This is a genomic window from Thalassotalea sp. PP2-459 (assembly GCF_001913705.1).
Lineage (GTDB): Bacteria > Pseudomonadota > Gammaproteobacteria > Enterobacterales > Alteromonadaceae > Thalassotalea_C > Thalassotalea_C hakodatensis.
Genome location: NZ_MKQD01000054.1, coordinates 1 through 25,379, shown reverse-complemented (window position 1 = coordinate 25,379; position 25,379 = coordinate 1). Strand labels below are relative to the sequence as shown.

Below are 25,379 nucleotides of genomic sequence, written 5' to 3'. Positions count from 1 at the left end.
TTTGCAGAGTATTAACATTGATAATGCTAGAAAAATAGCAACTATTCAATTCGTTTATCATACTCTTATGAATTTTTTACTTTATTGTATAAATCTTGACAAACGTTATCTAACACTTGAATCAGTATTACCATTTGATTATAAGAGACTTTGTTAATCACAGCTGTCTCAATTTGCCCTGCTACCTTACCCAGTTTATTCGCGCTCAAATTAACACTCATACCTTTTAATTTATGAATATTGACCTTAACACTTGCCATATCATTTTCTTGAACCGCTTTGTTAATTTCTTGTAGAAGTAATGGTGCTTCCTCAAGAAAAAACAATTGTAACCTCTTCGCAAGCTTTTCATTATGTTTTATTCGCCGATAAAATTGAGCTTTATCCCATATATCGTTCTCGATAGATTCATCTTGGTTAATCTCTACCCGTTGAGAAGCTGATGTTAAAGATTGTTCCGATACATGATTATCTTGTCGTGTTATTCCTAACCAATAACACAGTTTCATGTGCAGCAAGTCTGCATCTATTGGTTTCGTTGCATAATCGTTCATTCCCACCGATAGACATTTTTCTCTATCACTAGCTAAGTCACTTGCTGTCATTGCAATAATGATGATATTTTCATTATTTTTGCCAGCCTCGCCACGTCTGATCGCTTGTGTGGTCTGATAGCCGTCAAGTATCGGCATTTGGCAGTCCATAATAATCAGGTGATACTGGTCACCCTCAACGCCATTTTTTAATATATCAAGCGCTTCCTGGCCATTATTTGCTATGTCAGCATGTAGGTTCAAGTTAGATAACACGCCCTTTAATACCATTTGATTGATACGACTATCTTCAACAATCATTATATTCATTGGTTTATCATGTTTATCTGTCGATGAAGTTTGATGCATGTTTTATCGTTATTTTTACCTAGTGTTAATTATATTTGTTATACGTTAGTGGTTTATTAAATATAGCAGCATGCGCCAATCTATTTAATAAACATCACTTTACTGCCACACATAAGTTGCTTTAACTTGATTTCCTCGTTCACTGTACTGTAGTGATTCACACAATTGAGTCACAAGATGAATGCCTCTACCACTTAATTTTAAACCATGTTCAGCCTTATCTTTCTGCTGTTGGCTGATAATGCCATTATAATTCTTTACCTTAAAACCATTACCGCTATCAGAAATAGCGATGATAATACGCCCGCCAGAGGTAAGCGGATAATAACTTAAATTAACCTCAACAAATCCATCTGTAATAGATTTTAAACGTTGTTCACGCTCTAAAAAATACTCAGCAAAGCCATCAGCACATGATTTCATCGTAGAGTCTAACCCTAATACTCCATGATCAAGTGAATTAACAAATAGTTCAGTCAAAATGGTTAATAAATTTTGCCAGTGCTCTGCGTTTCCTTCAATTTCTTGTATTTGGTTCATTGCTATAGGGATAGGATTAACACGAGAGAGCCTACTACCCATTAATTTAAGCCGCCACTGCCAAGCCGCTTCTATGCTAGAGTTAGTATCGTTAACTTCGCTTGCTACTTGTGGTGTATTAACAACATGTGGTTGTTGCCAACCTCCACATGGAATATCAATTAATGAAATATCATCTTCTTGTGGCATTTGTTGACAAAATTGATTGACACTCATTAATACTGCTTCTGTGATATTTCCATGAACAATGCCTGTTGTTGCCGCACGTTCAAACCGCTCAATATCAAACATTTCGCCTTGTGGATTACGTGCTTCAAGAATTCCGTCACTAATTAATACGACACGGTCAGCTTCTTCAATAGAAATAACCGATAAGCTAACATCGCTTATTAATGTTGGTAGCACACCAATCGGAGGGTGCTGCGAAGGTACACGCTGTTTAATACCCCCTGATTGGTCAAAAATATACGCATCAGGAAGGCCAGCATTAAAAATATAAACGGTATTTTCATGACTAGATACCGTCACAAATGCTGCCGCTAAAAAGAGATCGGTGGGCAAAAGTTGATGTAATTGTTGGTTTACTTGACTAATGATATCGACTAATGTGAAGCCCTTTTTCGTCATAGTACGAAAGGTTTCCGATAGCGGTATTGCACCTATTGATGAGCGTAAACCGTGACCAGTAAAATCTCCCAATAGCACATTCACATCGCCATTTGGGCAACGCGCAGTCAGTTGAATATCACCACTAAATAACGTAGCTGCCTTTTTAAGAATACCTATTTTATCTTGTGCAAAATTCCTCGCTTCAATGACCCCAGACATCAGCTGCTCTGCTAATTCAACATCTTTTTGTTGCGCTTGTTGCAATGCTTTATTCTTAATGATTAAGTCACTAATACGTTGTATTGATTTTATTTTTGCTTTAAAAACTTCGGGAGAAAATGGCCTGACTAAAATCCCGTCGCCACCTGCTTCAATACTTTCGATATAGGCTTGATCTGTTGCCATACTGGTTATAAAGATCAATGGACATAGGCTATTTTCATGGGTTAATGTTTTTATTTTTCTGGCTGCTTCATATCCGTTCATCACCGGCATATTGATATCCATCAATACCAGATCAGGTTGGTATTTGATATACATTGAAACAGCCTGAGCACCATTTTCGGCACAAAGCACGTGATACTTCTCTTCTTTGAGCAAAACACCAAGTACGGTGCGTTGCATTTTTGAGTCATCAACAACTAATGCAAGCTTTGCATTACCCAAGTCTTGATTCATATCAGCGCTCAATTGTCATCAAACGATGAAACTGTGCTATTTCCAAAATTTTATTGACTGCATCATTCGGTTTTACGATTTTTAATTGTCCTGATACATTTTCAACATGATCTTTAAGTAATAAAATCATCCCTAAAGCTGAACTATCCATATAGGATGCTTTTGACAAGTCTAATACGAATAAACTTCCTGGCGTATTATGATTAACATAAGCTTCTTTAAAAGATTGATGGGCAGAAAAGTCGAATCGTTCTTCAACTGAAATTGTAATGGTTTTATTGTCAGCGGAAATTTGTTTTTTAACGTTCATTGTTATTCCTATATCCATTGCCTAAAAAATGCTGCCTCATGTTTTTCTTTTAAAAACAGAGGAGATATGCGCTTAAATCTCATCGTGTCTTATTTTCTCATTTTACATATACTAAAAATGAGTCAAAATATTGCTATGTTACTTTCACACAGTACCAATAAAGATACTAGCCTGCCTAGGTGAAAATGTCCGTGTTTACGTATTAATTATCATGAAGAATATTACCACTACCTTGTTCATTCGTTAGCCACAACGATAGTTGTGTATCAATACTGAAACGCCACAACTAAAATTATTTTATACTGTATACGATATTTCTTTATAAAGACTATCGTGTCATAATCCTGCCCTTGCTTAAATCGACAATGTAGAGTTAAAAATCATGACAATTGGAATTGGCGGCTCAACAGCCGAAATTGAATTAGAAAAGCTTAAAAGCCTTGCGCCTACTATGCCAGGTATTTCCATTGAAGAGTACCAAGCACGAATAAATAAAGCGACTGAACTAATGTCAGCTAACGATATTGACGCTGTTTACTTAAACGCTGGAACAAATCTCCACTATTTCACAGGTACGAAATGGTATGCGAGCGAACGCTTAGTTGGTGCCCTTTTAACTAAAAATGGAACTGTAACTTACATAGCACCCCATTTTGAAATTGATACATTACGCCAACACATGGTGATTGAAGGCGACGTTCAAGGATGGCATGAACATGAAAGCCCTTTTCAATGTTGTATAGACACGCTTAGTGATATAGCGCCTCATTGCAACACATTAGCCATTGACGAATCTACCGCTTTTTTTATCGCAAATGGTATTCAAAAGGTTGCCAAAAACCTTGAACTTATTGATGCAAAACCAGTTACCGCTGGTTGCCGCATGCAAAAATCTGATCATGAAATAGCAATTTTACAAACAGCAATGAACATGACATTAGAAGTGCATAAAGCTGTTGCAAAAATTCTTCGTGTTGGTATTTCAACACAAGAAGTAGAAGCATTTATTGATCAAGCTCATCGAGCCGTTGGCGCAACGAACGGCTCTTATTTTTGTATCGTGTTATTTGGACAAGACTCTTCTTATCCTCATGGCGTTAAAACCCCTAAAAACCTTGAACACAATGATATGGTATTGATTGATACTGGTTATCAACTTCATGGCTATAATTCCGATATCACAAGATCTTATGTGTTTGGTGAAGCAACTGACAAGCAACGAAAAATGTGGCAAGTAGAAAAGGATGCTCAGATTGCAGCCTTTAATGCCGCGCAGATCGGTAAGCCTTGCGGTGTTGTTGATATAGCTGCTCGTGACTTCCTTACAAGCCAAGGTTTAGGTCCTGATTATCAAACACCCGGTTGTCCTCATCGTACAGGTCACGGTATTGGTTTGGATATTCATGAATGGCCATATTTAGTTCGAAGTGAACAAACACCACTAGCCCGTGGTATGTGTTTTTCTAATGAACCTATGTTGGTGTTTCCACAAGAGTTTGGCATTCGTTTAGAAGATCACTTTTACATGACAGAGCAAGGGGCTAGATGGTTTACAGAACCTGCATACAGTATAAATAACCCATTTGGATATCCACAAAACGAAGAATAAATGCGTTTTAATATGTCAAAGACGTTATAGAGTAAATAAGCGGGTTTTATTTCTACAATTAAAGTTTGGAGATCTAGCCCGCTTTTAGATAGAATCTTTATTATCAGTCAACAACAAACTTTCGTATGCACGCATTTTTAGAATACCTTCCTCTTATTGTTTTCTTTATTGTTTGGAAAATAGCCGGCATTTATTGGGCAACAGGTGCGTTAATTATCGCCTCAGCCATTCATCTTTTATCGTTTGTTATTCGAAAACAACCAATCCCTAAAAGACAATGGATTTTCTTCGGGCTTATCGCTATTTTTGGTGGCCTAACGATTTTTTTCCAAAACGACCAATTTCTAAAATGGAAGGTAACAATCATTAATGGCTTATTTGCCAGTGTACTCATTATCAGTGATACCTTTTTTGGTAAAAACTTGATCAAACAACTCATGGGTGAGTCTTTAGCACTTCCTGAAAATATTTGGAAAAAATTAAACCTCTCTTGGGCAATATTTTTCGCTCTTTGTGCGATACTAAACTTATATATCGCGTATAATTATTCTCAAGAATTTTGGGTGAATTTTAAAGTATTTGGTTTAATGGGCATGACGTTTGTTTTTGCCATATCAACCATTTTTGCTATTTATAAATATTTACCTCAAGAAGAATCAGAATCCCCAAAAGATCCAAAATAAGAGATAATAAATGTATTATTTGATCTATAGTGAAGATATAGAAAACAGCTTAGCATTAAGAATGACCGTACGAGATAAACATTTAGCGCGATTATCTTTGTTACAAGAACAAGGCCGATTATTAGTCGCAGGTCCTTGCCCTGCGATTGATAGTGAAAACCCAGGAGACGCTGGTTTTACTGGTTCATTAATCATTGCAGCCTTTGATAGCCTTGAAGCTGCACAAACATGGGCAAATGACGACCCTTACATTGATGCTGGCGTGTATAAAAATGTTACCGTTAAACCTTACAAAAAGGTATTACCTGCGTAATGAAGCTAATACGTAAATATACACATTATTCACTGCTATGCATTGCAAGCATCATCAGTTATCAAGCAAGTGCCTTGAATGAAAAAACAATTGAAGTTTGTGAGCAAAACTATAACAAGGTTGACGAGCTTTCAATGTGTTTTGACAGCGTAAAAGAAAACGTAGATAAAGAAATGCAAACGTGGATTAATAACCAAACATTTGTATTGGAAGAGTTTTCTATCGTTACTGGTCGAAGAGCAGCATTAAATATGTTTAAGCGTTCACAACGTAACTTTATTACTTACCGCGAGAATAACTGTCGATGGCAGTATTTACATATTTCACCAGACAAAAAAGCGGCTTCTGCCTACAAAAAGTGCTATATCTTGTTAACGCAAAGCCGTATTAAAGAACTTAGTCGTCTTAACTAAGCCGTCAATTTTTCATAATTTGCTCTTGCATTCTTCATAATATCCCCCTCGCATTAGTGGCACACAAGTGCCACTAGCGTTAATTGATAACACATTTAATTTGATTTCTATGCGTCCTTCCTACTATGCAATGTAAAAATAAGCATAATGTAAATTCGATTAAACCACGCAATAATCTTTAAAAAACCTATGTCTCATCACGTAGAAGTTTCCCAACTAATTGCAAAAATAATCTAAAAGCAATTGATCTGAAATGATATTTTATACAATTGTTTATCTCTCTGAACATAAAGTTGAATTATTTACACGCAAGCTGTCTTTGATCATCAAAAATATTGGTATTTTTTTCTTGATTTACGTTAAAAATACATATACTGTTGTTTTATACAGTATATGTACAGGTGAACAGTATGAACAATTTAACAACCGTTTCAACAACAGCTAAACGTCCAATTCACTGGCTTAATGTAAAATCAATTCAAGAGGTTAGCCAAGCATCATTGCAATATGTGGATATATGCAAACGACATGCGCTTGACAAAAAATGGGTACTCTTGGTAAATCCAGAAGGTGAAGCGATTGCAGCATTAAATGACCTACCTCATTTAGATAAAAGCAAAATATTGAAAGTAAATACCACCAAAACGCCTGTCAGTTTTGACAATATTAAATCTGCATTATGCAAAGGAAACTGCTCAGCTGTCGTGCTATGCAACCCTTGCTTAAAACAACAAGAAATTGCAGAGTTACAAAAATATGCACGTTTAGGTAAAACAGAATGTGTGGTATTAACAAACAATAAAACGATCCATTAACACTAGGTTGGTTGCAAATATCTCGAATCACCATAAAATAGCGCTCAATACTATTTTTGGGGATAATGATGCTTTGTCTTTGTGGCAGTAAACAAAACGAAAACGCGTGTTGTAAGCGTATCGTTGAAGGCAGTCGAGTCGCAAACTTCCCAGAACAGCTAATGCGTTCTAGATATTACAGTTATGCTGTGAAAAATGTTAACTACTTATGTAATACATATACTTCACCTCAAAAGGTGGCAAGTCTGAAGGCTGATATTTCAGCATGGTGCCAACAAACTCAATGGTTAAAGCTCGTGATACATGATGCTGAAAACATTTCACGAGAAGAGTTCATGCAACGAGCGTCTAACGCTCAGTCCTCGCTTTTACCAACGGTGACCTTTTCTGCATTTTTTATCGTTGATAATGTATATTGCCAGATGTCTGAGAAGTCACGCTTTACCGTTGAAGATAACCAATGGCGATATGAATCAGGCGACGTTATAGAGCAAATTGAGATTGCAAAATTAACACGAAACTCTCCATGCCCCTGTGAAAGTGGTAAAAAATACAAACGCTGCTGCATGCGTTAAACAAAAAGCTTTTTGATTTTGCGTTGATAAATTAACTCGGGCTTTCAACCTCAGTGATTAACGCGCCTAACGTTTTTAACGCTACTAATCGCTTACTTGTCATTGAATGATTAAAACTCATTCTCAGATAATGTGGATAATGCTCAGACACAGAAAACAGTTGCCCTGGCGTTAAAGTAATACCAAATGCTTTTGCCTTTAAATATAATTGATGACTATCCACAGTTTCAGGCAAAGCAACCCACAAACTATTACCACCTTCAGGGTTTGTATAAAGTACGCTACTAGGTAAATGTTTATTGATAGCACTGATCAGTTGTTGCTTTTGATGAGCTAAGTTTACCATTAATTTTTGTAAGTGTCGGCGATAGCCCCCATCGGACATGAATATTGCTAAACCTTGTTGTTGTGCACGACTCGTTGCCAAGCTCGTTGCCAGCTTTAAACGAACGAGTTGAGATTGAAACTGACCACCAACTACCCATCCAATACGTAAATCTTTTGAAAGCGCTTTTGACATTGAACCACATAAAATAACATGACTGTTTTCATCAAGCGCTTTTAATGGACTACGTAGATGAGAAAATGACATATCTCCATAAATGTCATCTTCGATGATTGTAAAGTGGTATTCATTAGCTAACGCTAATAATTTCAACTGATGCTTTATTGGCATACAAGCACCTGTAGGGGTTGCAAAGTTAGGAGTAACGACACACACTTTAACTTGCCATTTCATCAAAGCTTCTTCTAAGGCATCAACCTTGAGTCCTGTTTCTGAGCAAGATGGAATTTCAATAATATTGAGGTTTAATTGTTCAAGTGCTTGCAAAACACCATAAAATGCTGGGCTTTCAACAGCTACATTGTCTCCTGGCTTAGTTGTACATAATAGTGATAAAAATAAGGCATGCTGACAGCCCGAAGTAATACAAAACTGCTCTTCCGTAATCGAAGCACCGCGATGCCGATACCTCAGACTAAGTTGCTGTCTTAGCATGGGCTCACCAAGAGGTTGATCGTAATACATTGCGAAGTCATTAGGTTGATTACGTGTTACACGATTGATTATGCGGTTTAGCGCTACAATTGCATTATCAGCACTTATCTGTTCACTTTTTGGTAAAATATCGAAAGCCGCACCCGTTGCCATCACATCATAAAACAACACAGGTAAATTTACTTTCACTAAGGCTAGATCATGTGACAATGTCATTGTTTGCTGATGTTGGGACACTTTGTTTTTCACGAAATAACCACGCTTAAACGACGCTTCAACGATTGATTGAGCCTCTAATTCACGTAATGCGTGCACGACGGTATTTATCGAATACCCATACTTTGAAGACAGTTCCCGGATCGACGGTAATTTTTCACCATTTAACCATTGATGTTGGTTAATTTGTCGCGTTAGCATTTTTGCTAATACTTTATATTTATGCATGTTTTCAATAAAATTATTATTCTGTACCCATTGTAATTAAAAATTCTGTATCTGTAACCAATAAACGTAACATTCTAAAATTCTACTATTAAGTAGTATTAGAGCTAATGTTCATGTCTCAACCAAAGCAAGATCAAGTAATTTTTCAGACAACACATATCGATAGTCCCATTTATATAAAAGAACAAAAAGGTCATTATCAACGGGTCAGAAGGCTTTTATCTTCAATGTTACTTTGTTTATTTATTGTTATTCCATTTTTTCAATATCAAGGGCAACAGGCTGTCCTCTTTGACTTAACATCACAAAAGTTGCATTTCTTCTCATTCATTTTTTACCCGCATGATCTCTTGCTTTTTGTGTTTATTTTTATCATTGCAGCATTCTTGTTATTTGTTGTATCTAAAAAATATGGTCGTGTTTGGTGCGGGTTTACGTGTCCTCAAACAATTTGGACCTTATTGTTTGTTTGGGTAGAGCATAGAATTGAAGGCAATCGAGCACAAAGAATTGCGCTAGATAGTACGCCATTAACGATTAAAAAAATAATGTTAAAAACCACTAAGCATTTTATATGGCTTTTAATTTCGGCACTCACTAGTTTAGTTTTTATGTCTTACTTTAATCCTGTAACGTCCTTGTATACTGATCTAGTTACCGGAAACTTATCCAGTACTTTCTTAAACTGGACATTCATTTTCTTAGTGTGTACTTATATCAACGCTGGCTGGATACGTGAAAAAATGTGCGAACATATGTGCCCATACTCACGCTTTCAATCGGTAATGTTTAACGAAAGTACCAGTATTGTTACTTATAACAATGAGCGTGGCGAACAACGAGGTGCACGAAAATTAAAACATTCAAAGCCCGCTCACTTAGGCGATTGTGTTGACTGCAACTTATGTGTGCATGTTTGTCCTGTTGGTATTGATATTCGAGAGGGCCTTCAATATCAGTGCATCAGTTGTGGGCTTTGTATCGACGCCTGTGACCAAGTGATGGCTAGGTTCGGCTATAAAGAGCGACTAATAAGTTTCGCAAAAACGGTTAGGCAGACAAAAAACACTGCAGTTATTTTTTACACTCTTACAATTATAGCGTTAGCGATTGCCTTTTCAGTTTGGTTATCATACCGAAGTCCAATTGAGTTAACCGTTATTAAAGATAGAAATACGTTATATCGTCAACTTTCTACTGGTCAAATTGAAAATGTATTTCAACTAAAGTTTATCAATAAGTCTATGCAACCAATAACGCTTACACTAAACACAACTTTAGAGAATACTTTTTCAATCAGTGGCGGTAATAGTATTACATTAATGAGTCAACAAAGTTATCAAAAGACTCTCGTGATTAAGTCCCCTGTTGACTACAATACGGTAGTAAAACCTTTTAATTTTATTCTTAAGGATGCTAAAACCAATAACGTTGTGCTAGCGAGAAAATCAAATTTTCATGCGTTATCGCATACTCAATAACACAGTAAATATATAGAATAAAATCCTACAACGTTACGTTGTATTAGTGCTTATACAACGTAACTTAAGTTCTTTATTATTATTTAATGAAGTAGCCAAGCGCACGCCACTGCCCACTGCTTTTACTTAATGTTATCGTTTCAACCGCTTCCTTTTTATTGGAAAAATTCGTTTTATATTGGATAACGACATAATCACCTTTAGGCATATTGGGTAATGAATCATATTCTTTATGAATTAAAACTTCACGTGAGTTCACATGACCTAAAGGAGTACGAACGCTCTTAAGTGCCTCACCCCATTTTTGTTTGGTAAGTTGATCTTTAAATGTAGGATCTGCCTCTTGCCAGCTTTTCGTATAATTTGCTTTATCAATAATATTTAACCACGCTTTTCCCGCGTTTAATGGTTCATTAGCCAACACTGGCACGGTAAAGCATAAAGATAATATGAACAGTAACTTTTTCATCATAACTCCTTTTAATAAATCGTAAGTCCACCTATAAACGGCAGAAAATACACATTGAATTTAATTTTCAATATTGACGATATACATCGTATTCACTGAGGAATATATCGTGTATTGATTAATCGAAAGGCTAGCATAAAAAGGCAGCTTACCCAAATTAGTAATATCAAAGCTTATACTTATAAAATTATATCGCGGCTTTCACCGCTTTTTCGGCGTGAATTGACGTGGTGTCTAACAGCGTAACACTCGTATCTGGTTGTTGAACCAACATACCGATTTCAGTACACCCTAATATTACAGCCTCTGCGCCTTGTTCAGCCAAGGAATTAATAATTCTTAGATATTCCGCCTTAGACGCTGACAAGCATTCGCCAAAACATAGCTCTGTATAAATAACGTTATGAACAATCCGTCTGTCGTTTTCATCGGGTACCACTACTGATAAACCGTATTTTTCACTTAACCGCCCTTTGTAAAAAGGTTGTTCCATTGTGAAGGCGGTGCCCAACAAACCCACTTTTTTGATACCTTTTGCAACAAGAACCTCAGCGGTTGCATCAGCAATATGTAATAATGGAATAGTTATTGATGCTTCTATTTGTGGCGCCACTTTATGCATAGTATTAGTGCAAATTAGTAAAAAATCAGCACCTGCAGATTCAACTTTTCTTGCGGCATCAACAAGTATGTCGGCAGTACCTTGCCAATCACCACTGTGCTGTAGCTTTTCAATCGGTGCGAAATCAACACTATACATTGCAATTTTTGCCGAATGTAAACCACACAGTTCTGCTCTAACCCCTTCGTTAATCGCTTTATAATAGCCAACTGTGCTTTCCCAGCTCATACCACCTAAAAGGCCAATTGTTTTCATACGTAATCCTTCTTTAAACTCACTTAGATTTAATATGAGTTAAACAATAACTACAATTTGAATAGCTAATGCTACTTAACAAAAAATCGCTTAGGGTTTTAGTGTCTATATTTGCAAAACTTGCCTTAACGCAATAACACTAAAATACCAATGTATTTAACGTTGTGCTACCAAATACGTTTGGATGCATTAAAAGCAGTCATTAGCACACAAAATACAACGGTTAGTATAAATGATCATTTCGACACTGCCTGTTCAGCTTTTATTGTTTTTTTCACTTGCTGATTAAAAAAACCGACAGAAAATGGCCTAAACTTTTTACTAATTTCTTTTAGTTCTTCGTTATTTAAAATAGCATCAACCGATACACCTTGCGCACTTAACTCGGCTATTTTGTTATACCACAAAGTTGCTTTTTGTTTAAAGTTTGAAAGCTCTGATTTTTGTGCTGTCAAACGCCCATGTGCGGTAACGATATTAGTTGATTTATTTGCTAATAAGAGGGCTTTATTGATAACGCTAAACTGTCCTTTACTACCACCAACATAAGCATGTGGATAAGTATTATGCATATACGTATCGCCCATGAAAATTGCATTACTGTTACGAAAATGAATAAGAATGTCATCTTCGGTATGTGATATAAAAGGGTATAAATCTATTCTGTCAGCTCCTAACTCTAGGGAGTATTTTTTGTCCATCGTTAAACGCGTGTTATTTTCATAAATGGCACCGTTTTTATTTGAAATTACCGTAGCACCAAGCTCAATATAGAACGTATTTGCACCGGTATGATCCCTATGACTATGTGTATTTAGAACATACTTAATGGGTTTTGTTGAAATTTTATTGATCGCATTCACTAGTATTTTATTATGAGATTTACCAACCACAGGATCAATTAACACAGTATACGCATCACCAATATATACCCCGACATTGGTGTTTGAATTATTAGATTTAACTACGAACAAATGGTCCGTTAATTGTTGGCTCGTAAAATTTGCCAATTGCTGAAACGAATTATCAGCTGCAAAACCGGCCCAACATACCGCACTAAATAGAAAACTCAATATAGTTTTGATAAGTCTCTCCTTAATTATTATATTTATGTTTTAGCTTTTATTTAAAGTTCGCTTAAAAATCATACAGTACCATATCAAATTCAACGTAAAAATACATAGCCAACGTTGACTTTCCACTTTTGATATTATTTGTCATTCACTAGAGCGTGTTGATCTTTGTTGTTTAAGTTTTGTTCAAATTAAATGCCTTCTGATCGCGGCACTTGGATTATTGCATAGTCATTCTATGGTTAATTCAAGTAACAAAGAGCAGGAGGCCGTAACATTACCAATCAGAGGAGTTGCTTTTTATGAATAAACGTATTTAATTCTGCAACTGAATGAATAATAAAAATTGATTTACTCTCTGAAAGTGTCGCTAAATGTTTTGCAAAGTTATCATTCCAAAAATTAGGGCAACGCTGTAACACCTGATAACTTTTAATCGTGCCCTTTATAATTGAACTTCCTTCTGGCCAACCTTCTGGCTTAATAAATAGACCTTTTAACAGTCGCTTCGTTACATACCAATAACTAACCCTGTAAGGTAAGTCTATATAAATCAAAGTATCAGCAGTTTCTAATCGCCTGTAAAACGAATTCATCGAACCTAAACCATCGATAATCCAACTATCTGAACATAATATTTTCTCATGTTCGCTTTCATAAATATGGCTTTCGACCAGGTCACCATTAGGTTTATATGTCATAGAATCGAGTTGGTGCAATGATATACCTGTTGTTCGAGATAAATTTTTACTCAACGTAGACTTACCACTACCTGGCTTACCAAAAATAGCCACTTTGTTCATATTGCCTCCACAAATAGGGTTTACTCTATAAGGCAGAAGCAACAAACCCGCCTTATAGCGGGTTTGATAAAATTAAATACATCAAAGAGCCACCATCCCTAAGGAATGATGATAATAATTTGATCTATCTGATGATTGTCTATATTCATATGGTAATAATGTTCAATGATTATAATAATGTCAATGTGTTAGTGTCTAAATATCAAAATAGCATGGCAACATAAGTAGCATTTATGGGGTTCAGCTTTACAAACTAGGCCAATTGACAACAATAAAAACTAAGATTTCGTTACTTTTTTCGCTCTTTCTCGCCCAACCAGTTGCTAATAAGATCACAAATATCATTTATTGACGCTATTTCATCAACGATCAAATCAGCATTGTTTCTTACTTGATTTGTTACCGTTATATAGATATCCCTTAAATGATCTTCATATTTATTAAGATACGCTAAAATAGTTTCTGTTGAATGTGAATGCTCAGTATGCCTTTTTATAATACGCGCTAAACAAAGTTCTAACGGGGGCTCTAATAAAACAACGTAATCAATTAATTTTGAAATAGCATCACGTTGCTTACCAAAAGGTTCTTCAAGAAAAATATAACGACTGTTATTGATTGAAAGTAACTGTTCCAGCGAACTGACTAACGTTGGTGTTTTAATCAGTGAGACATCTGCGCCACTTTTTAGCCATTGCTTCATATTGTCAGGATATGTTTTTGTGTCTGTATGTTCATCAAACAGTAAATAAGGGCAACCAAGTTTATTTGCTAATTGTGTTACCAAAGCTGTTTTGCCAGAGCCAGATGCCCCGCTTAACGCGACGACTTTTGTTCTATTCATGCTATCTCATTGCGACAGAAACAATATCTGCGGTTATATTTTTGATTGTCTTCACGTTGTCAGTGCTTTTAACGCCAAATAATATTAAAGGAGTATTAACCTTAAATTAACTTTTCTAAATATTCTTTTAAAACATGAGCATGACTATATTTTTTATCTTTTGCACCATACAATAAAATGAGATTTTTATGGCTCACTTTTTCTAAGCACTCTTTCGCATGCTCTTTGTTTTCACTTAACTCGCTCATGTATTTTTTTCTAAAGTCGTTCCATTTTTCTGGTTCATGGTCAAACCATTTTCGTAGCTCACTACTAGGAGCTAAGCTTTTCCAATGATCATCAAGTTGTGCTTTATCTTTCGATATGCCGCGAGGCCATAGACGGTCAATAAGGGCATAAAAGCCTTGTGGAAATTCATCTTCATAAATGCGGTGGATTTTAATATTCATTTACCCCCCCCATTTTCTCGTCACTTGCGAAAAACATTATATTTCACTTGAATACACTCATTCCGAAAGGCGCTATCTTCTGCACCTATCAACTTTACACTGTTATTAAATTTCAGAGGCTACTTTACTTGTATTAATCAGTAAAAAATACGGTTTATCTTAAAAAAGCGCTAACTTCGCCAAGAAAAGTCATCTCAAAAAGCATTAAGGTTTTGTACGACTAGCTAACGCTTTTTTATATTTGTATTCAGTTACATACCATACGATAACACCAAATAAAAAACCTGCAACAGGCCAAGCAATATAGTGGATGATGGCCGCTTTAGACAAAAAGCCCTCGGCAAAAGGTTTAGTCACAAAGGCCATCATGATAAACATTGGTAAGCCATAAGATAAAACACCGCTGATCAAGATAAAATTCAATTTTCCTTTTGAGCGTGTAACCCCCCATGCTTTAAATTGCTTATCTTTCATCTAACTAACTCCTCATTATTAAATGGCAAACGGTGAGTATTATTAGCCATTGTAGAACTATTACGAACAAAAGCCTGTTATTCGAAATTATATTGATTCATTAGATCAAATTTACAGACTCCGTTCAATCATTTATCCTTTACCACAGTGATAATTGAGATGAATAAAATCTGGTCCATTGATTCTCAATTCATATCTATTCTCCCTAAAGTCAATTCCATTAAGGACAATTAACACGTGCTCAACCCTCTTAAACTACCTTTAGCTGCGAAAATATTAATCGCGATGTTTCTTGGATTAGCCTTTGGTAGCCAATACACCATGCACACCAGTATTGACTCAATCGCCAATGGCTTCGTCATGCTATTACAAATGACAGCCTTACCTTATATTGCATTAGCCCTGATAGTGGGGATTGGTGGCTTATCACCTGCCAAGGCAAAATCAACCTTACGTTTTAGTGTGTTAGTACTTTTAGGGTTCATTTCAATCAGTGTTTTCTTTATTTTATTAACCTCTATTGCTTTTCCTGACTGGGAAAATGCCTCGTTTTACAGTGCGAGTACCATAAAGCCACAACCAGAATTCAGCTTCGTTGAACTATTTATACCCGCTAACCCTTTTAGCGCCTTTGCCAATGGTGTGATCCCTGCGGTAGTTTTATTCAGTTTATTAGTGGGTGTAGGATTAATGACCATAAAAGGCAAACGCCATACTTTATTGGTTTTAACCAGTCTTCAAACGTCTTTAGCCAACATTGCTAGTTTAGTGATGAAATTAGCACCAATCGGTATTTTTTGTATTGGGTATCGTGCAGCAGCAACACTAGACCCTTCATTACTAGAAGGCTTGACCGTATATATCGTTACAACCGTTATCTTAGTGATACTGTTAGGCTTTATTATTTTTCCAGCTACTGTGGCTATTATCACACCATTTAGTTACCGCCAAACGGTGAATATTTGTCGTGTAGCAATGATCACTGCCTTTGCTACAGGCAGCTTTTTTGCAGTATTACCTGCTATTATTGAACACACCAAAAAAGCATTAGCAGAATTAGAAGATTGCCCATCTGAGGTAATTAAAATTCCAGGTATTATCGTACCCATTGTATTTAGCTTGCCCGTTGGCGGCAAGCTATTGGCATTATTGTTTACTTTGTTTTCAGCTTGGTTATCGGGCGCATACATTTCAACCGACGATTACTTCAACCTCATTATTTTTGGTGTTCCACAGCTTTTTAGTAATGCAACCGTTGCCATACCGAGCTTACTAGAATTATTTAATGTCTCTAGTGCTATGTTTGAGTTGTTCTTAGTCGCTGAAAATTTAATTATTGGCCGTTTAAGTGCCCTACTTTCCGTGAGTTTTGCAGTTTGTTTTCCTTTAATTATTGCTTGTCATTTCGCCAAAAGAAATCAAATAAAGTGGCGTTATTTAATTCGAAACTCAATTGTAATTCCCTTGATAGCAATCGCCAGTTTTATGGTATTAAAAGTGAGCTTTGAGCAGTTAAGTTTGCAATATCAAGGATACGATAAGTTTATTCAACGTGATTTAATTTTTACAACCACACCTTCTCGTTACCTTACCGAACCTGAAGAAAACATTAGTGACACAGCATCATCAAGTGATGTTTTAACTCGCATACAACAAAGGGGCTTTATTCGCGTTGGCTATTTTCGCGATGATTTACCATACTCTTTTCACAACGACAAAGGCAAACTTGTAGGCCACGATATTGAGATAATCAATTTACTCGCGGCAGATTTAAATGTTGATATTGAATACGTCAGAATTTTTCATCACCAAACAAAGTCACTCCTTGCTTCTGGTTATTTAGATATAACCACTGGCATTCCAGTTATTCCCGACAATATGAAGCAATTCACGTTAACTAAACCTTATTCAACGCAACCTATAGCGTTACTTGTCAAATCAGAACGCCGTGAAGAGTTTACCCATTGGCAAAAAATTCTCGATAATAACAAACTCATTATCGGCATTCCTGAAACATTTTTTTATAAAGACAAAGTTCAGCAGAGTTTTGTCACCACCACGGCATGGGAAATTTCTACACCACGTTTATTTTTTAAAGAAAAATATCAACATATTGATGCAATGTTATTTGGTGCAGCCGCTGCTTCGGGTTGGACGTTATTACACCCAGACTACACTGTAGTTGTTCCTAAGCCTGTTAGACCACCAATATTTATGGCCTTCCCTATTAATAGGTATGACCATGATTTTGAACAATTTATGGCCAATTGGATTGCAATGAAAAAACAAAACGGTACTTTGTCTATTATTTTTGATTATTGGATAGAAGGGAAAAAAGCGTCGCCAAGCATGCCAATTAATGCATTAGACAAACATTAAACCAAAAACTATTAAAGCTACGGCATAAGAGCAGCACTACACTTATGCTGTAGCTAAGTGATTTAACCTAAGCTCGGGTTCTTTAGTTTCAATCATTGATTAAGGTTTGTCTAAGCAATGAGATATTGATTGCCTACCACATTGTGTTGCATGTTGTTTCAAAATGAAGCAAGGTTATTGTGCCTTTGCAAAGTGAGCAAGTTGATCTGCGTGTGCTTTCTCAAACTTAGGACGAGACGTCGCCCGAATCACATACTCACGACAATTTGGATAATCGTCAAGACCATCAAATCGATGAATAAGCCGCAATACATCAGTCATCGCTATGTCTGCAATTGAAAAAGACTGTGCAAGCCACTCTTTCTGCTTCAACGTTGCCTCCATATGCTGAAGGCGAGAATGAAGAAACGCTCCTATACGTTTTTGCTCTGGTGACTCACTGTCACCGCCAGTAAACTTAAAAATGAACCAAGGTAAACTAGCCATTTCGACTGAATTTAATGCGGCAAATAGCCATTCTTGAACCCGCGCTCGTTCTCGTGGCTCGGTGGGTAGTAAAGTCTCGCTATACTCACCAATATGCAGCAAGATCGCCCCGCTTTCGAAGATTGAAATATCTCCTTTTGTTAGCCAAGGTACCTGTCCAAAGGGTTGATGCTCAAAATGATTAGAACTACGTTCATGAAATGGGACACTATGAACATCATAACTTAAGCCTGCTTCTTCTAATGCCCATCGTGCACGAAGGTCACGCACATATCCACGAGGAAATTCCGGAACCCAATCAAATGTAGTGATAGTAAAGTCAGCCACCGTTCGCTCCTTTATCAATTATTTGTGATTTACATGTGGTTCGTTAGCTTCGCTAAAACGCCCACGTAAGGGCTTTTTATAAGTTTACTAACATTGTGTAGCCAAGCAAAGCCGAGCAAACTGTTACGTATTCAACTTGAAAAACCTTGTTAGGCATTTGATATACCCAACGGTTTTATATTTCTTTTTTCATAATTCCAGAAAATTCTAACCGGCCTTCGAGTTCACGAAAATCTGCATTCACGAGTTCCCAACCTTCTGTTCCAAGTTTATTAAGGTAAGCTTCTACGTCTTCGCGTTTTTTACCTTTAAATAATCCCGCTGAATCAACATCCTTAGAATCTACAATTTTATATTTATACTTTCCCATGAGTTCTCCATAATCTACTTAATTTTGGAATGCCTAACACTTCACAAATGGCCGCATAAGTGCTTGGTTAAAATAAACGACAAAGAAGCAAAAACCAACTGTTATTTTTCTTAAAGTGACTATGATGGGCCAAGCTTTTGACTAAACTGCAAGGCGACTAAACACAAAGGAGAAAGCTCTACGAAATTCTCTACTCCGTTTCATCAATTTTATTGTAGAATCGAGCTACACGCATGACTTTTATATGTTTTTATCCTTGACGAACGCGGTAACAAGGTGCTACACGCGATTTATTTCACCTAAAACATTTCATTCACAATTAGCAACCTAAAAAGGTAGCATCGCACGTAATTATTAATCATCATATTTAATTATTCCGTTTTTAAATACTCTAAAGTATCAACCATTTCAAATTTAGGGCTTCGCTTTATAAACTCTCTTAAAAAAGCTGTATGTGCCGCTCCCATTAAAATAAATACTCGATCGTTTTTATTCATTTTAATCCTGTTAAGGTTAGAGTAAATTTTCATGTTTCTGTGATAAAAAAGAGCCGCATTGTCTGCCCCCTCAAAATTATCATCCAGTCCAACATATAGTAGTTTATCGGCATTAGCATTTATTGAAGCATTCAAAGATATTGGATGATTTATAAACTTTAACTTCTCAAGTAACGAAAGGGACTCGTATTTTTCGTCTAATGCAGCAAGTTCAGGATAATGTTTATATGGGTTATTGGTGATCTCTAAATAAGTTTTAGGATCTATCGAATTGGTTAGTTCGGGGCTATTTTCAATAAAGTCACCTACGCTATAGTTATATCCCATGTGATTATCTATGCCATAAATTTTTTCAATGTTGTTTAATCTCGCAACATCAAATGCGATCATACTGGTTTCACCGCTTGACGTAATTAATTCAGACGGATGCTTTAAAAATTGTTGATATAATAAATTAAGTTGCTCATTTTTTTCTGGAACTGACTCCACACAAATAATAGTTGGTCGAAATTTCGCAATCATTTTAGAGATTGCTCTTACTTCTTTATGTAAACTTTTGTTTTCTTCGTCAAATTCGGTGCTATTTGCATCAGGCGTTGGTCCAAAATGAAAAGTACCAAAATTAAGGACTTTAATTTTAGAGTGGTTAGCCTGAGCCTTAATTGTCTGTAAAGCATGACTTTCACGACTCAGTACATTAAAACTTAATAACACTAAAAGACTAATTATTACCGCTGTATATCGCATCGTTTAATTTTCCTTTTAATGAGGAGTATTCCTACATTTATTTTCGAAAACGTTATTAACATTAAAAAATTTATCTAAGTAAATGCTTCAAGCCTTGGTTACTTAAATGCATTCACCTCAGTTTTTTTTTGCAATAGTACATAACCACAAACTTAAACGGACTAAAGTTGGTGGTTATGTCAAACCAAGCCGAATTGAGCCACTTTAGTAGCCCTATGCTTTACGCGCTTGTGAGACAACAATTACAACTTCCAAGCAATTTCATTTCTTAGTTTTTCAACCAGTTTAACATCAGCTCCCGCAACAGCCGTGTACACAAAAGTTTGTTTATTAACGCTTACACACTTTATTGCCGCTCGGTTACTGCTGAAATTACCATAAACATAGTTGCCATTTTTAACAATAGATTTAAAGCCTAAGGACGATAAAATAGACACACCTTTCACTGCACATAATTCAGGTGTTTCTTTTAATAACTTATGATGTGACCACAGCTGAGGTGTGTATTCTTTTTCAACTGTGATCAATTTAGTTTTAGTGATTACTTTTGGTTTAGATGCATTCTCGGGGCTTAACGCACAGCCTGATAATGCAATGATGTATGCTAAAATTAAATATTTAATGAGACTCTCCTTATCTTTTATCGCTTCGCCTCACATCATCTTCTGCACAAACAGGGCAATATATGAGCAGCGCATTTTAGTGTACGAGTGCATGCTATTATTATATTTTGTTAGCAATTGCTCATAATTACATTAATGATCTTATCTTTTCGCTGTTGAATAATTACCCTGCTCCAAATTCCGTTTTCAGGCACAAGTCCTTTAACCTCACGTTGCTGTTCATTGTGAATATATGTTTCCAGCTTTTTATTCAGAGGAATATTACCCACAGCGCAATTATGCGACTTTGACAACAACAAATAATTTCCCAGACAGTTCAAAAATTGATTCCTAAATTCTTCGTCATAGTTGTCATAGCCATGAGGCTTGCTTTTTGGCTCAGTGGTAGGCGCAATATGTTCAAGTTCTGGACTAATAACTCTATCGAACCGAGTTTGTGAATAACCGGCTTTTCCTTGTTGCTCTAGATAAATTTCATATTTCCAGAGTAAATATTTTGCAACCAAATGGTTGATACTTCCTTGTAGAGATTCGTTAAATCTTTCATTGTTCCAATAACCCCACCACCAGTCTGTTGTGGTTTTCATCCACTCAATGCGTTCAATTATTGGTGAAATATCTTTTTTGCTTTCGGTGAATTTCTCAAATACATCATTAATTCTTGAAGTAATATCAGCCCGCGTTCCTATCAGACGATGCCTAAGTACCAAAGATTCCAATGACGAGCAAAGTTTTCCAATTTCATCAAGCGGCAAGCCATATCGGTACGCCTTAATGACAAATGGAATCGCGACCGCTATTCCGCCAAGAGAGATGAGGGAGTGAATGGCAAAGCTTTCTCTCTCATTTCGGCCAAAAAACTGTGATAAATGTTCAAAGCTTGTCGAGAGTGACCTAGAGAAAGATTTGATAAAATCGAGTGGTTTTTCATTAGCCAACATCTTATTAATTTTGTCTAAAGAATTTGTTTCCCAGAGCGAATTAAAGTAAACCCGCAAAGTATAGAGCAATACATCATCTTCATTAATTCTGTATTCAATCGATGAAATAGATTTGTAGATTTTCTCAAAACGCCCTTTTATTTCATCAATTAACGACTCCACTTCGTCGCTACCCTTGCCGTGCAAGTGAACTTGATGCATGAATTGAGCTTTGACTATTTCAAGGTTTGACGGTCGCTTTCCACGGCTGTTTTGAAAGATAAACATCTGTATCGCCTCTGATTCATTTTGAACCGGATGCGTGGTACAGGTTGCATCACCAACGATAGACAACATTTTGGTCAGATACCCTTCTGACTTGTTAGAAAGATGTTTTTTGAAAAAATCGAATGCTCTGACAATTCGGCGTGACGACTCTGTTTCAAGACCATTATGGTCAAACTTATTTTGATCTATTACATAGTCAACGAATATTTGATTATCGTAATCAACAGTCCAAAAGCGAATTGCGCTTCGCCTCTTCACCATATCTTCAAAGCAAATTTCTTCTTCCTCAGATAAAGCCCTTATGGATTTCAGCTTGGCAAACAGAGCAGATAAAAAAATGACAATGGTAGTTAAGCGTTGTTGGCCATCTATTACGTTGAAAGATTGTGCTTTTTCCTCAAAAAGGAAGTGGCCGAAATAATAAGGGTTAATTGCATTGCTTCTGCTATATTCTTCTAAATCTGACACGAATACATCTGTTTGCGTGTTTTTGTCTGATTTCTCCACCGGAGTATCCCAAGAGTATGCACGCTGATATGAAGGCACGACAATTTTGTTGCCCGCCATCATCTTTCTAATGGTTGTTGAAGCTTCCAATTTTTTACAGCTCCTTTTGGTTGTGGTTTTGAAGCCTAGCGCCCGTTGAATGGACAATAAAATAGTTGGTAAAAATAAGCGACGAAGATGCAAAAACCAACTGTTTTTTCTTTTATATTTTCGTGTTAGCTGATTACTACCTCATACAGTGGTTATTGCTTAGCTGCCATATAAAACAGAAAGAGCACAAAAGCACCAAGCAAAATAAGCCCAATTATGACCATAACGGTTAAGGCTTTTGATTTTTGCATCGAATCTGTTAAGCCCTTTGCTGGAACTAATCCTAATGCCATTAGAATGTTAAGCAGAAAGTCCATATAAATAATCTCTTTTTACTCTTTGCCTGATAAACGTTTAACAAGTCATTAATTTAGTAGTTTATTAAACGCTCTATTTACCACTATTCTTTTTTAAAGATTTTTTTAAAGCTTCCACTTGTACATCTTTCTTTTCTCGACAATTTACTCGATCTTGAACGTGACCTTGTTCACAATTTTCAGAGGCTCCCTTACCTTTTATAACAGCGGCAGTACCTGAATAAATAGCATCTAAAGGATCAAACCCTGTATGTATGGTTCCGCAAGCTGATAAGAAAATCAGTAATGGAATTAATAAAGCAACATCTTTAAGATAGTTTTTGCAAGGCATCAATAATATCCTCAGGCTCTGAACGTATCCTATAATCAACATCGACAAAACGCCAAGTAACTACCCCATCACGATCTAATACAAATGTAGCAGGAATGGGTAAAACACTGCCGTTGCCATTATTGATTTCTTCAAGATTAAGGTTGCGATCTGTACGCATGTGTTCAAGAAGAAACTCTGGTACTTCCCATGCGATACCATATTTTGAAGCAACTTTTGCATCTTGATCAGACAAAACATCAAAATCCATTTCACTAATTTCATCTCGATTCATTGATCCGTCAGGCACTTGTGGACTGATAGCAACTAACGTAGCCCCCAGTGCATGAATATCTTTTAGGCGTGCTTGTAAAGCTCTAAGTTGTAGGTTGCAATAGGGACACCAACTTCCACGATAAAATGTAAGAACAACGGGACCTTTTGTTAAGAAAACATCCAATGATGTCATTTTTCCTTCTGGATCAGGAAGCTGGAAACCCGGTGCTTTATTACCTACTTTTATGGCATCACTGCCTTGTTGAAAAGCTTTTGCTTGTTCAATAATATCATCAACTCCCTTCATGAAATCAGGGTTAGCTTGTCGCCCCGCAGCAATTTTAGCGTCGGTTTGTGTTTTTAACGTTTTCATCTTTACTCTCTTAATGAGTTTTGCTCTTAACTAATTTTAAACCAAAACCGCTGCCAGAAAAACATTAGTGGACAGTACGCTATATAGGTTTGATCATATGAACCGTTTCAGGTTTAAATCCAAGATCTTGATAGAAGCTATCTGCTTTTTTATTATTGGCGAAAACCTCTAGATGTAGCAACCTACACCCTAAATTTTTAGCCCACTTTTCAGCGTGATTAATTAAAAGTTTACCTATACCTAAACCTTGTGATTTAGAAGAAACAGCAAGAAGCGGCACAGTTCCACATGTTTCACCCGAAATACTATCTTTATGCGTGCGAACATGAATAAAACCCAATGAAACATTATTGGCTTCTGCGATAAATGTGGCATTGGGATGTGATGTTTCAGCAAGCATTTCAGCAATATAACCATATTGCATTTTCTGAATGGTATCATCGCTATGCCACTCTAATTGAGCAACTTCGGCTAAATTAGGTGACAGCTCAAAAATAAATGGGTGATCACTTTTTTGCGCTTCTCTAATAACAACTAAATTTTCCATACGATCTTCTTAATATTACACTAAAACCTGAATTGCATATAACGCCCGCATTTGCGGTTGGTTTGGAGCGCAGCGGAAAGCCAATCCGACAACATGTGTTTGTTATGCATTGGCTTAACCTCTTGCCTTGCTTTCCACTAGGCCTTACTTCTTAGAGTTTCTTTCAATAGCGGCTTCTAATGCTTCCTGAATCCGCTTTGCCCTCGTAACGGGTTTGGCAGCCTCACCTATCCTTCGGATTAAATAGTTCCTTTTTCCAGGTGGAAGATCTACGAATCCATCTATCATGCCACTATCTTCTAGTGAAGCTAGTAAATCATCTGGTATATCTACGTCTTCTGGGTCAACTACAACGAAATCAAGTTTAATATTATCGCCCAATTTTATATTCGTGAGCTTACGTATTTTTGATTTAATTCGAATATAATGCTTTCCACCGCCAACAGGAAAAAGGCTTACTTGAAATGGTTCAGAATGATTAACACTAGCATGAACCAATACAGGCCCTTTAGTTCCAAGTGACTTGGTTACGCTTGAAGGTACGCTGATTGCACAGTAATCCATACCCTCAGCCCAATTCTCTAAAGTCGCATTGAATTCAAACTGCTTTCCAATTAAAGACCTATCTATCATGGATCATTCCCAGTTTTGCCTAACGAGCCTGTAGAATAACTCGTTATTATTATTTTTGAATTCAAATACTCTAACTTCATTAATTCTTTTTAACAATCAAAAACGTGTACGTTTTTGCCGATCTATATTTTTGGGTATCTGATAATTGCAATATGGCTGATTTGACGTGTTTTTGAGTAAAATTAAGCTGTTATTACTGTGACTTAATTTGTGACTTAATTTGTGACTTAATTTGTGACTTAATTAGACATCCATTATACCACTGCCAAGAAGTAACTGAATATCTAAACTTGATTAAAGTGCATAAAAATCGGTGATAAATCGCCTT

29 protein-coding genes are annotated in these 25,379 nt (G+C 36.4%); 8 read left to right on the top strand and 21 right to left on the bottom strand.

Features of this window, described 5'->3' with window-relative positions; genetic code table 11:
* Positions 1-65: 65 nt before the first annotated feature.
* The 3 genes from BI291_RS13460 to BI291_RS13450 form a co-directional block, all read right to left on the bottom strand.
* The gene (locus BI291_RS13460) at positions 66-902 is read right to left on the bottom strand and encodes a response regulator (protein WP_074499290.1); all 837 of its coding nucleotides are present in this window, start codon (positions 900-902) and stop codon (positions 66-68) included.
* A gap of 99 nt (positions 903-1,001) precedes the next feature.
* Complete coding sequence (locus BI291_RS13455; RefSeq protein ID WP_074499289.1) at positions 1,002-2,729, bottom strand: SpoIIE family protein phosphatase; 1,728 nt, start codon at positions 2,727-2,729, stop codon at positions 1,002-1,004.
* A gap of 1 nt (position 2,730) precedes the next feature.
* Positions 2,731-3,039: an STAS domain-containing protein gene (locus tag BI291_RS13450; protein ID WP_074499288.1), complete on the bottom strand. Its 309-nt coding sequence runs from the start codon at positions 3,037-3,039 to the stop codon at positions 2,731-2,733.
* Positions 3,040-3,421: 382 nt separating this feature from the next.
* On the opposite strand from BI291_RS13450, the gene BI291_RS13445 reads away from it, so the two are divergent.
* From BI291_RS13445 to BI291_RS13420, 6 genes are all read left to right on the top strand, one after another.
* Entirely contained in the window at positions 3,422-4,648 is a 1,227-nt protein-coding gene (locus BI291_RS13445; RefSeq protein ID WP_074499287.1) for a Xaa-Pro peptidase family protein, read from the top strand.
* A gap of 125 nt (positions 4,649-4,773) precedes the next feature.
* Positions 4,774-5,331 carry a septation protein A gene (locus tag BI291_RS13440; RefSeq protein WP_074499286.1) on the top strand — a complete coding sequence of 186 codons (558 nt, stop codon included), beginning with the start codon at positions 4,774-4,776 and terminating at the stop codon, positions 5,329-5,331.
* A gap of 10 nt (positions 5,332-5,341) precedes the next feature.
* Positions 5,342-5,644, top strand: a complete 303-nt coding sequence (locus BI291_RS13435; protein WP_074499285.1) for a YciI family protein — start codon at positions 5,342-5,344, stop codon at positions 5,642-5,644.
* The gene (locus BI291_RS13430) at positions 5,644-6,057 is read left to right on the top strand and encodes a lysozyme inhibitor LprI family protein (RefSeq protein WP_074499284.1); all 414 of its coding nucleotides are present in this window, start codon (positions 5,644-5,646) and stop codon (positions 6,055-6,057) included. The genes BI291_RS13435 and BI291_RS13430 overlap by 1 nt, the downstream gene beginning before the upstream one ends.
* A gap of 410 nt (positions 6,058-6,467) precedes the next feature.
* Complete coding sequence (locus tag BI291_RS13425; RefSeq protein ID WP_074499283.1) at positions 6,468-6,872, top strand: hypothetical protein; 405 nt, start codon at positions 6,468-6,470, stop codon at positions 6,870-6,872.
* Positions 6,873-6,937: 65 nt separating this feature from the next.
* A complete protein-coding gene (locus tag BI291_RS13420) occupies positions 6,938-7,447 on the top strand; it encodes a YchJ family protein (protein ID WP_083602066.1) in 510 nt (169 codons plus the stop codon).
* 31 nt (positions 7,448-7,478) lie between these two features.
* Here the strand turns inward: BI291_RS13420 and BI291_RS13415 are convergent, their stop codons facing one another.
* Positions 7,479-8,891: a PLP-dependent aminotransferase family protein gene (locus BI291_RS13415; protein ID WP_074499281.1), complete on the bottom strand. Its 1,413-nt coding sequence runs from the start codon at positions 8,889-8,891 to the stop codon at positions 7,479-7,481.
* Positions 8,892-9,004: 113 nt separating this feature from the next.
* Here BI291_RS13415 and ccoG point away from each other — a divergent pair, with 113 nt between their 5' ends.
* Complete coding sequence (gene ccoG, locus BI291_RS13410; RefSeq protein ID WP_074499280.1) at positions 9,005-10,372, top strand: cytochrome c oxidase accessory protein CcoG; 1,368 nt, start codon at positions 9,005-9,007, stop codon at positions 10,370-10,372.
* Between the two features lie 79 nt (positions 10,373-10,451).
* On the opposite strand, the gene BI291_RS13405 is transcribed toward ccoG, so the two are convergent.
* The 7 genes from BI291_RS13405 to BI291_RS13375 form a co-directional block, all read right to left on the bottom strand.
* Positions 10,452-10,844 (bottom strand): DUF4019 domain-containing protein, encoded by a 393-nt coding sequence (locus tag BI291_RS13405; protein ID WP_074499279.1) that lies wholly within the window; start codon positions 10,842-10,844, stop codon positions 10,452-10,454.
* Positions 10,845-11,028: 184 nt separating this feature from the next.
* Positions 11,029-11,718 (bottom strand): aspartate/glutamate racemase family protein, encoded by a 690-nt coding sequence (locus BI291_RS13400; RefSeq protein ID WP_074499278.1) that lies wholly within the window; start codon positions 11,716-11,718, stop codon positions 11,029-11,031.
* A 236-nt stretch (positions 11,719-11,954) separates the two neighbouring features.
* Positions 11,955-12,791: an MBL fold metallo-hydrolase gene (locus tag BI291_RS13395; RefSeq protein ID WP_074499277.1), complete on the bottom strand. Its 837-nt coding sequence runs from the start codon at positions 12,789-12,791 to the stop codon at positions 11,955-11,957.
* Positions 12,792-13,075: 284 nt separating this feature from the next.
* Positions 13,076-13,594: an adenylate kinase gene (locus BI291_RS13390; RefSeq protein ID WP_074499276.1), complete on the bottom strand. Its 519-nt coding sequence runs from the start codon at positions 13,592-13,594 to the stop codon at positions 13,076-13,078.
* A gap of 289 nt (positions 13,595-13,883) precedes the next feature.
* Positions 13,884-14,438, bottom strand: a complete 555-nt coding sequence (locus BI291_RS13385) for a hypothetical protein (protein ID WP_074499275.1) — start codon at positions 14,436-14,438, stop codon at positions 13,884-13,886.
* A 101-nt stretch (positions 14,439-14,539) separates the two neighbouring features.
* Positions 14,540-14,887 (bottom strand): DUF488 domain-containing protein, encoded by a 348-nt coding sequence (locus BI291_RS13380; RefSeq protein WP_074499274.1) that lies wholly within the window; start codon positions 14,885-14,887, stop codon positions 14,540-14,542.
* A gap of 204 nt (positions 14,888-15,091) precedes the next feature.
* Positions 15,092-15,361: a hypothetical protein gene (locus tag BI291_RS13375; protein WP_074499273.1), complete on the bottom strand. Its 270-nt coding sequence runs from the start codon at positions 15,359-15,361 to the stop codon at positions 15,092-15,094.
* 237 nt (positions 15,362-15,598) lie between these two features.
* On the opposite strand from BI291_RS13375, the gene BI291_RS13370 reads away from it, so the two are divergent.
* Positions 15,599-17,740 (top strand): cation:dicarboxylase symporter family transporter, encoded by a 2,142-nt coding sequence (locus BI291_RS13370; protein WP_074499272.1) that lies wholly within the window; start codon positions 15,599-15,601, stop codon positions 17,738-17,740.
* Positions 17,741-17,914: 174 nt separating this feature from the next.
* Here the strand turns inward: BI291_RS13370 and BI291_RS13365 are convergent, their stop codons facing one another.
* The 10 genes from BI291_RS13365 to BI291_RS13325 form a co-directional block, all read right to left on the bottom strand.
* On the bottom strand, positions 17,915-18,553 hold the full coding sequence (locus BI291_RS13365) for a glutathione S-transferase family protein (protein WP_074499271.1): 639 nt from the start codon (positions 18,551-18,553) through the stop codon (positions 17,915-17,917).
* A gap of 175 nt (positions 18,554-18,728) precedes the next feature.
* Positions 18,729-18,923 carry a DUF4177 domain-containing protein gene (locus tag BI291_RS13360; RefSeq protein ID WP_074499270.1) on the bottom strand — a complete coding sequence of 65 codons (195 nt, stop codon included), beginning with the start codon at positions 18,921-18,923 and terminating at the stop codon, positions 18,729-18,731.
* Positions 18,924-19,294: 371 nt separating this feature from the next.
* Positions 19,295-20,167 (bottom strand): DUF5694 domain-containing protein, encoded by an 873-nt coding sequence (locus BI291_RS13355; protein ID WP_083602059.1) that lies wholly within the window; start codon positions 20,165-20,167, stop codon positions 19,295-19,297.
* 242 nt (positions 20,168-20,409) lie between these two features.
* Entirely contained in the window at positions 20,410-20,694 is a 285-nt protein-coding gene (locus BI291_RS13350) for a hypothetical protein (protein ID WP_217693834.1), read from the bottom strand.
* Between the two features lie 206 nt (positions 20,695-20,900).
* The gene (locus tag BI291_RS13345; RefSeq protein ID WP_217693833.1) at positions 20,901-22,595 is read right to left on the bottom strand and encodes a DUF262 domain-containing protein; all 1,695 of its coding nucleotides are present in this window, start codon (positions 22,593-22,595) and stop codon (positions 20,901-20,903) included.
* Positions 22,596-22,747: 152 nt separating this feature from the next.
* Positions 22,748-22,912, bottom strand: coding sequence for a hypothetical protein (locus BI291_RS18445; protein WP_175573129.1), 165 nt, complete (start codon positions 22,910-22,912; stop codon positions 22,748-22,750).
* Between the two features lie 73 nt (positions 22,913-22,985).
* The gene (locus BI291_RS13340) at positions 22,986-23,243 is read right to left on the bottom strand and encodes a hypothetical protein (protein ID WP_074499268.1); all 258 of its coding nucleotides are present in this window, start codon (positions 23,241-23,243) and stop codon (positions 22,986-22,988) included.
* Complete coding sequence (locus BI291_RS13335) at positions 23,221-23,871, bottom strand: peroxiredoxin-like family protein (RefSeq protein ID WP_074499267.1); 651 nt, start codon at positions 23,869-23,871, stop codon at positions 23,221-23,223. The genes BI291_RS13340 and BI291_RS13335 overlap by 23 nt, the downstream gene beginning before the upstream one ends.
* Before the next feature lie 79 nt (positions 23,872-23,950).
* Complete coding sequence (locus BI291_RS13330) at positions 23,951-24,418, bottom strand: N-acetyltransferase (RefSeq protein ID WP_074499266.1); 468 nt, start codon at positions 24,416-24,418, stop codon at positions 23,951-23,953.
* Positions 24,419-24,562: 144 nt separating this feature from the next.
* Positions 24,563-25,051 carry a YdeI/OmpD-associated family protein gene (locus tag BI291_RS13325; RefSeq protein WP_074499265.1) on the bottom strand — a complete coding sequence of 163 codons (489 nt, stop codon included), beginning with the start codon at positions 25,049-25,051 and terminating at the stop codon, positions 24,563-24,565.
* Positions 25,052-25,379 lie beyond the last annotated feature (328 nt).

Bases quoted from the DNA above. Each gene is read 5' to 3' on its own strand.
- BI291_RS13355 (WP_083602059.1), bottom strand. From the start codon at position 20,167: ATGCGATATACAGCGGTAATAATTAGTCTTTTAGTGTTATTAAGTTTT.
- BI291_RS13415 (WP_074499281.1), bottom strand. From the start codon at position 8,891: ATGCATAAATATAAAGTATTAGCAAAAATGCTAACGCGACAAATTAAC.
- BI291_RS13435 (WP_074499285.1), top strand. From the start codon at position 5,342: ATGTATTATTTGATCTATAGTGAAGATATAGAAAACAGCTTAGCATTA.
- BI291_RS13425 (WP_074499283.1), top strand. From the start codon at position 6,468: ATGAACAATTTAACAACCGTTTCAACAACAGCTAAACGTCCAATTCAC.
- BI291_RS13450 (WP_074499288.1), bottom strand. From the start codon at position 3,039: ATGAACGTTAAAAAACAAATTTCCGCTGACAATAAAACCATTACAATT.
- ccoG (WP_074499280.1), top strand. From the start codon at position 9,005: ATGTCTCAACCAAAGCAAGATCAAGTAATTTTTCAGACAACACATATC.
- BI291_RS13430 (WP_074499284.1), top strand. From the start codon at position 5,644: ATGAAGCTAATACGTAAATATACACATTATTCACTGCTATGCATTGCA.
- BI291_RS13455 (WP_074499289.1), bottom strand. From the start codon at position 2,729: ATGAATCAAGACTTGGGTAATGCAAAGCTTGCATTAGTTGTTGATGAC.
- BI291_RS13325 (WP_074499265.1), bottom strand. From the start codon at position 25,051: ATGATAGATAGGTCTTTAATTGGAAAGCAGTTTGAATTCAATGCGACT.
- BI291_RS13330 (WP_074499266.1), bottom strand. From the start codon at position 24,418: ATGGAAAATTTAGTTGTTATTAGAGAAGCGCAAAAAAGTGATCACCCA.
- BI291_RS13380 (WP_074499274.1), bottom strand. From the start codon at position 14,887: ATGAATATTAAAATCCACCGCATTTATGAAGATGAATTTCCACAAGGC.
- BI291_RS13400 (WP_074499278.1), bottom strand. From the start codon at position 11,718: ATGAAAACAATTGGCCTTTTAGGTGGTATGAGCTGGGAAAGCACAGTT.
- BI291_RS13390 (WP_074499276.1), bottom strand. From the start codon at position 13,594: ATGAACAAAGTGGCTATTTTTGGTAAGCCAGGTAGTGGTAAGTCTACG.
- BI291_RS18445 (WP_175573129.1), bottom strand. From the start codon at position 22,912: ATGGACTTTCTGCTTAACATTCTAATGGCATTAGGATTAGTTCCAGCA.
- BI291_RS13405 (WP_074499279.1), bottom strand. From the start codon at position 10,844: ATGATGAAAAAGTTACTGTTCATATTATCTTTATGCTTTACCGTGCCA.
- BI291_RS13335 (WP_074499267.1), bottom strand. From the start codon at position 23,871: ATGAAAACGTTAAAAACACAAACCGACGCTAAAATTGCTGCGGGGCGA.
- BI291_RS13440 (WP_074499286.1), top strand. From the start codon at position 4,774: ATGCACGCATTTTTAGAATACCTTCCTCTTATTGTTTTCTTTATTGTT.
- BI291_RS13445 (WP_074499287.1), top strand. From the start codon at position 3,422: ATGACAATTGGAATTGGCGGCTCAACAGCCGAAATTGAATTAGAAAAG.
- BI291_RS13340 (WP_074499268.1), bottom strand. From the start codon at position 23,243: ATGCCTTGCAAAAACTATCTTAAAGATGTTGCTTTATTAATTCCATTA.
- BI291_RS13420 (WP_083602066.1), top strand. From the start codon at position 6,938: ATGATGCTTTGTCTTTGTGGCAGTAAACAAAACGAAAACGCGTGTTGT.
- BI291_RS13360 (WP_074499270.1), bottom strand. From the start codon at position 18,923: ATGGGAAAGTATAAATATAAAATTGTAGATTCTAAGGATGTTGATTCA.
- BI291_RS13460 (WP_074499290.1), bottom strand. From the start codon at position 902: ATGCATCAAACTTCATCGACAGATAAACATGATAAACCAATGAATATA.
- BI291_RS13385 (WP_074499275.1), bottom strand. From the start codon at position 14,438: ATGAATAGAACAAAAGTCGTCGCGTTAAGCGGGGCATCTGGCTCTGGC.
- BI291_RS13375 (WP_074499273.1), bottom strand. From the start codon at position 15,361: ATGAAAGATAAGCAATTTAAAGCATGGGGGGTTACACGCTCAAAAGGA.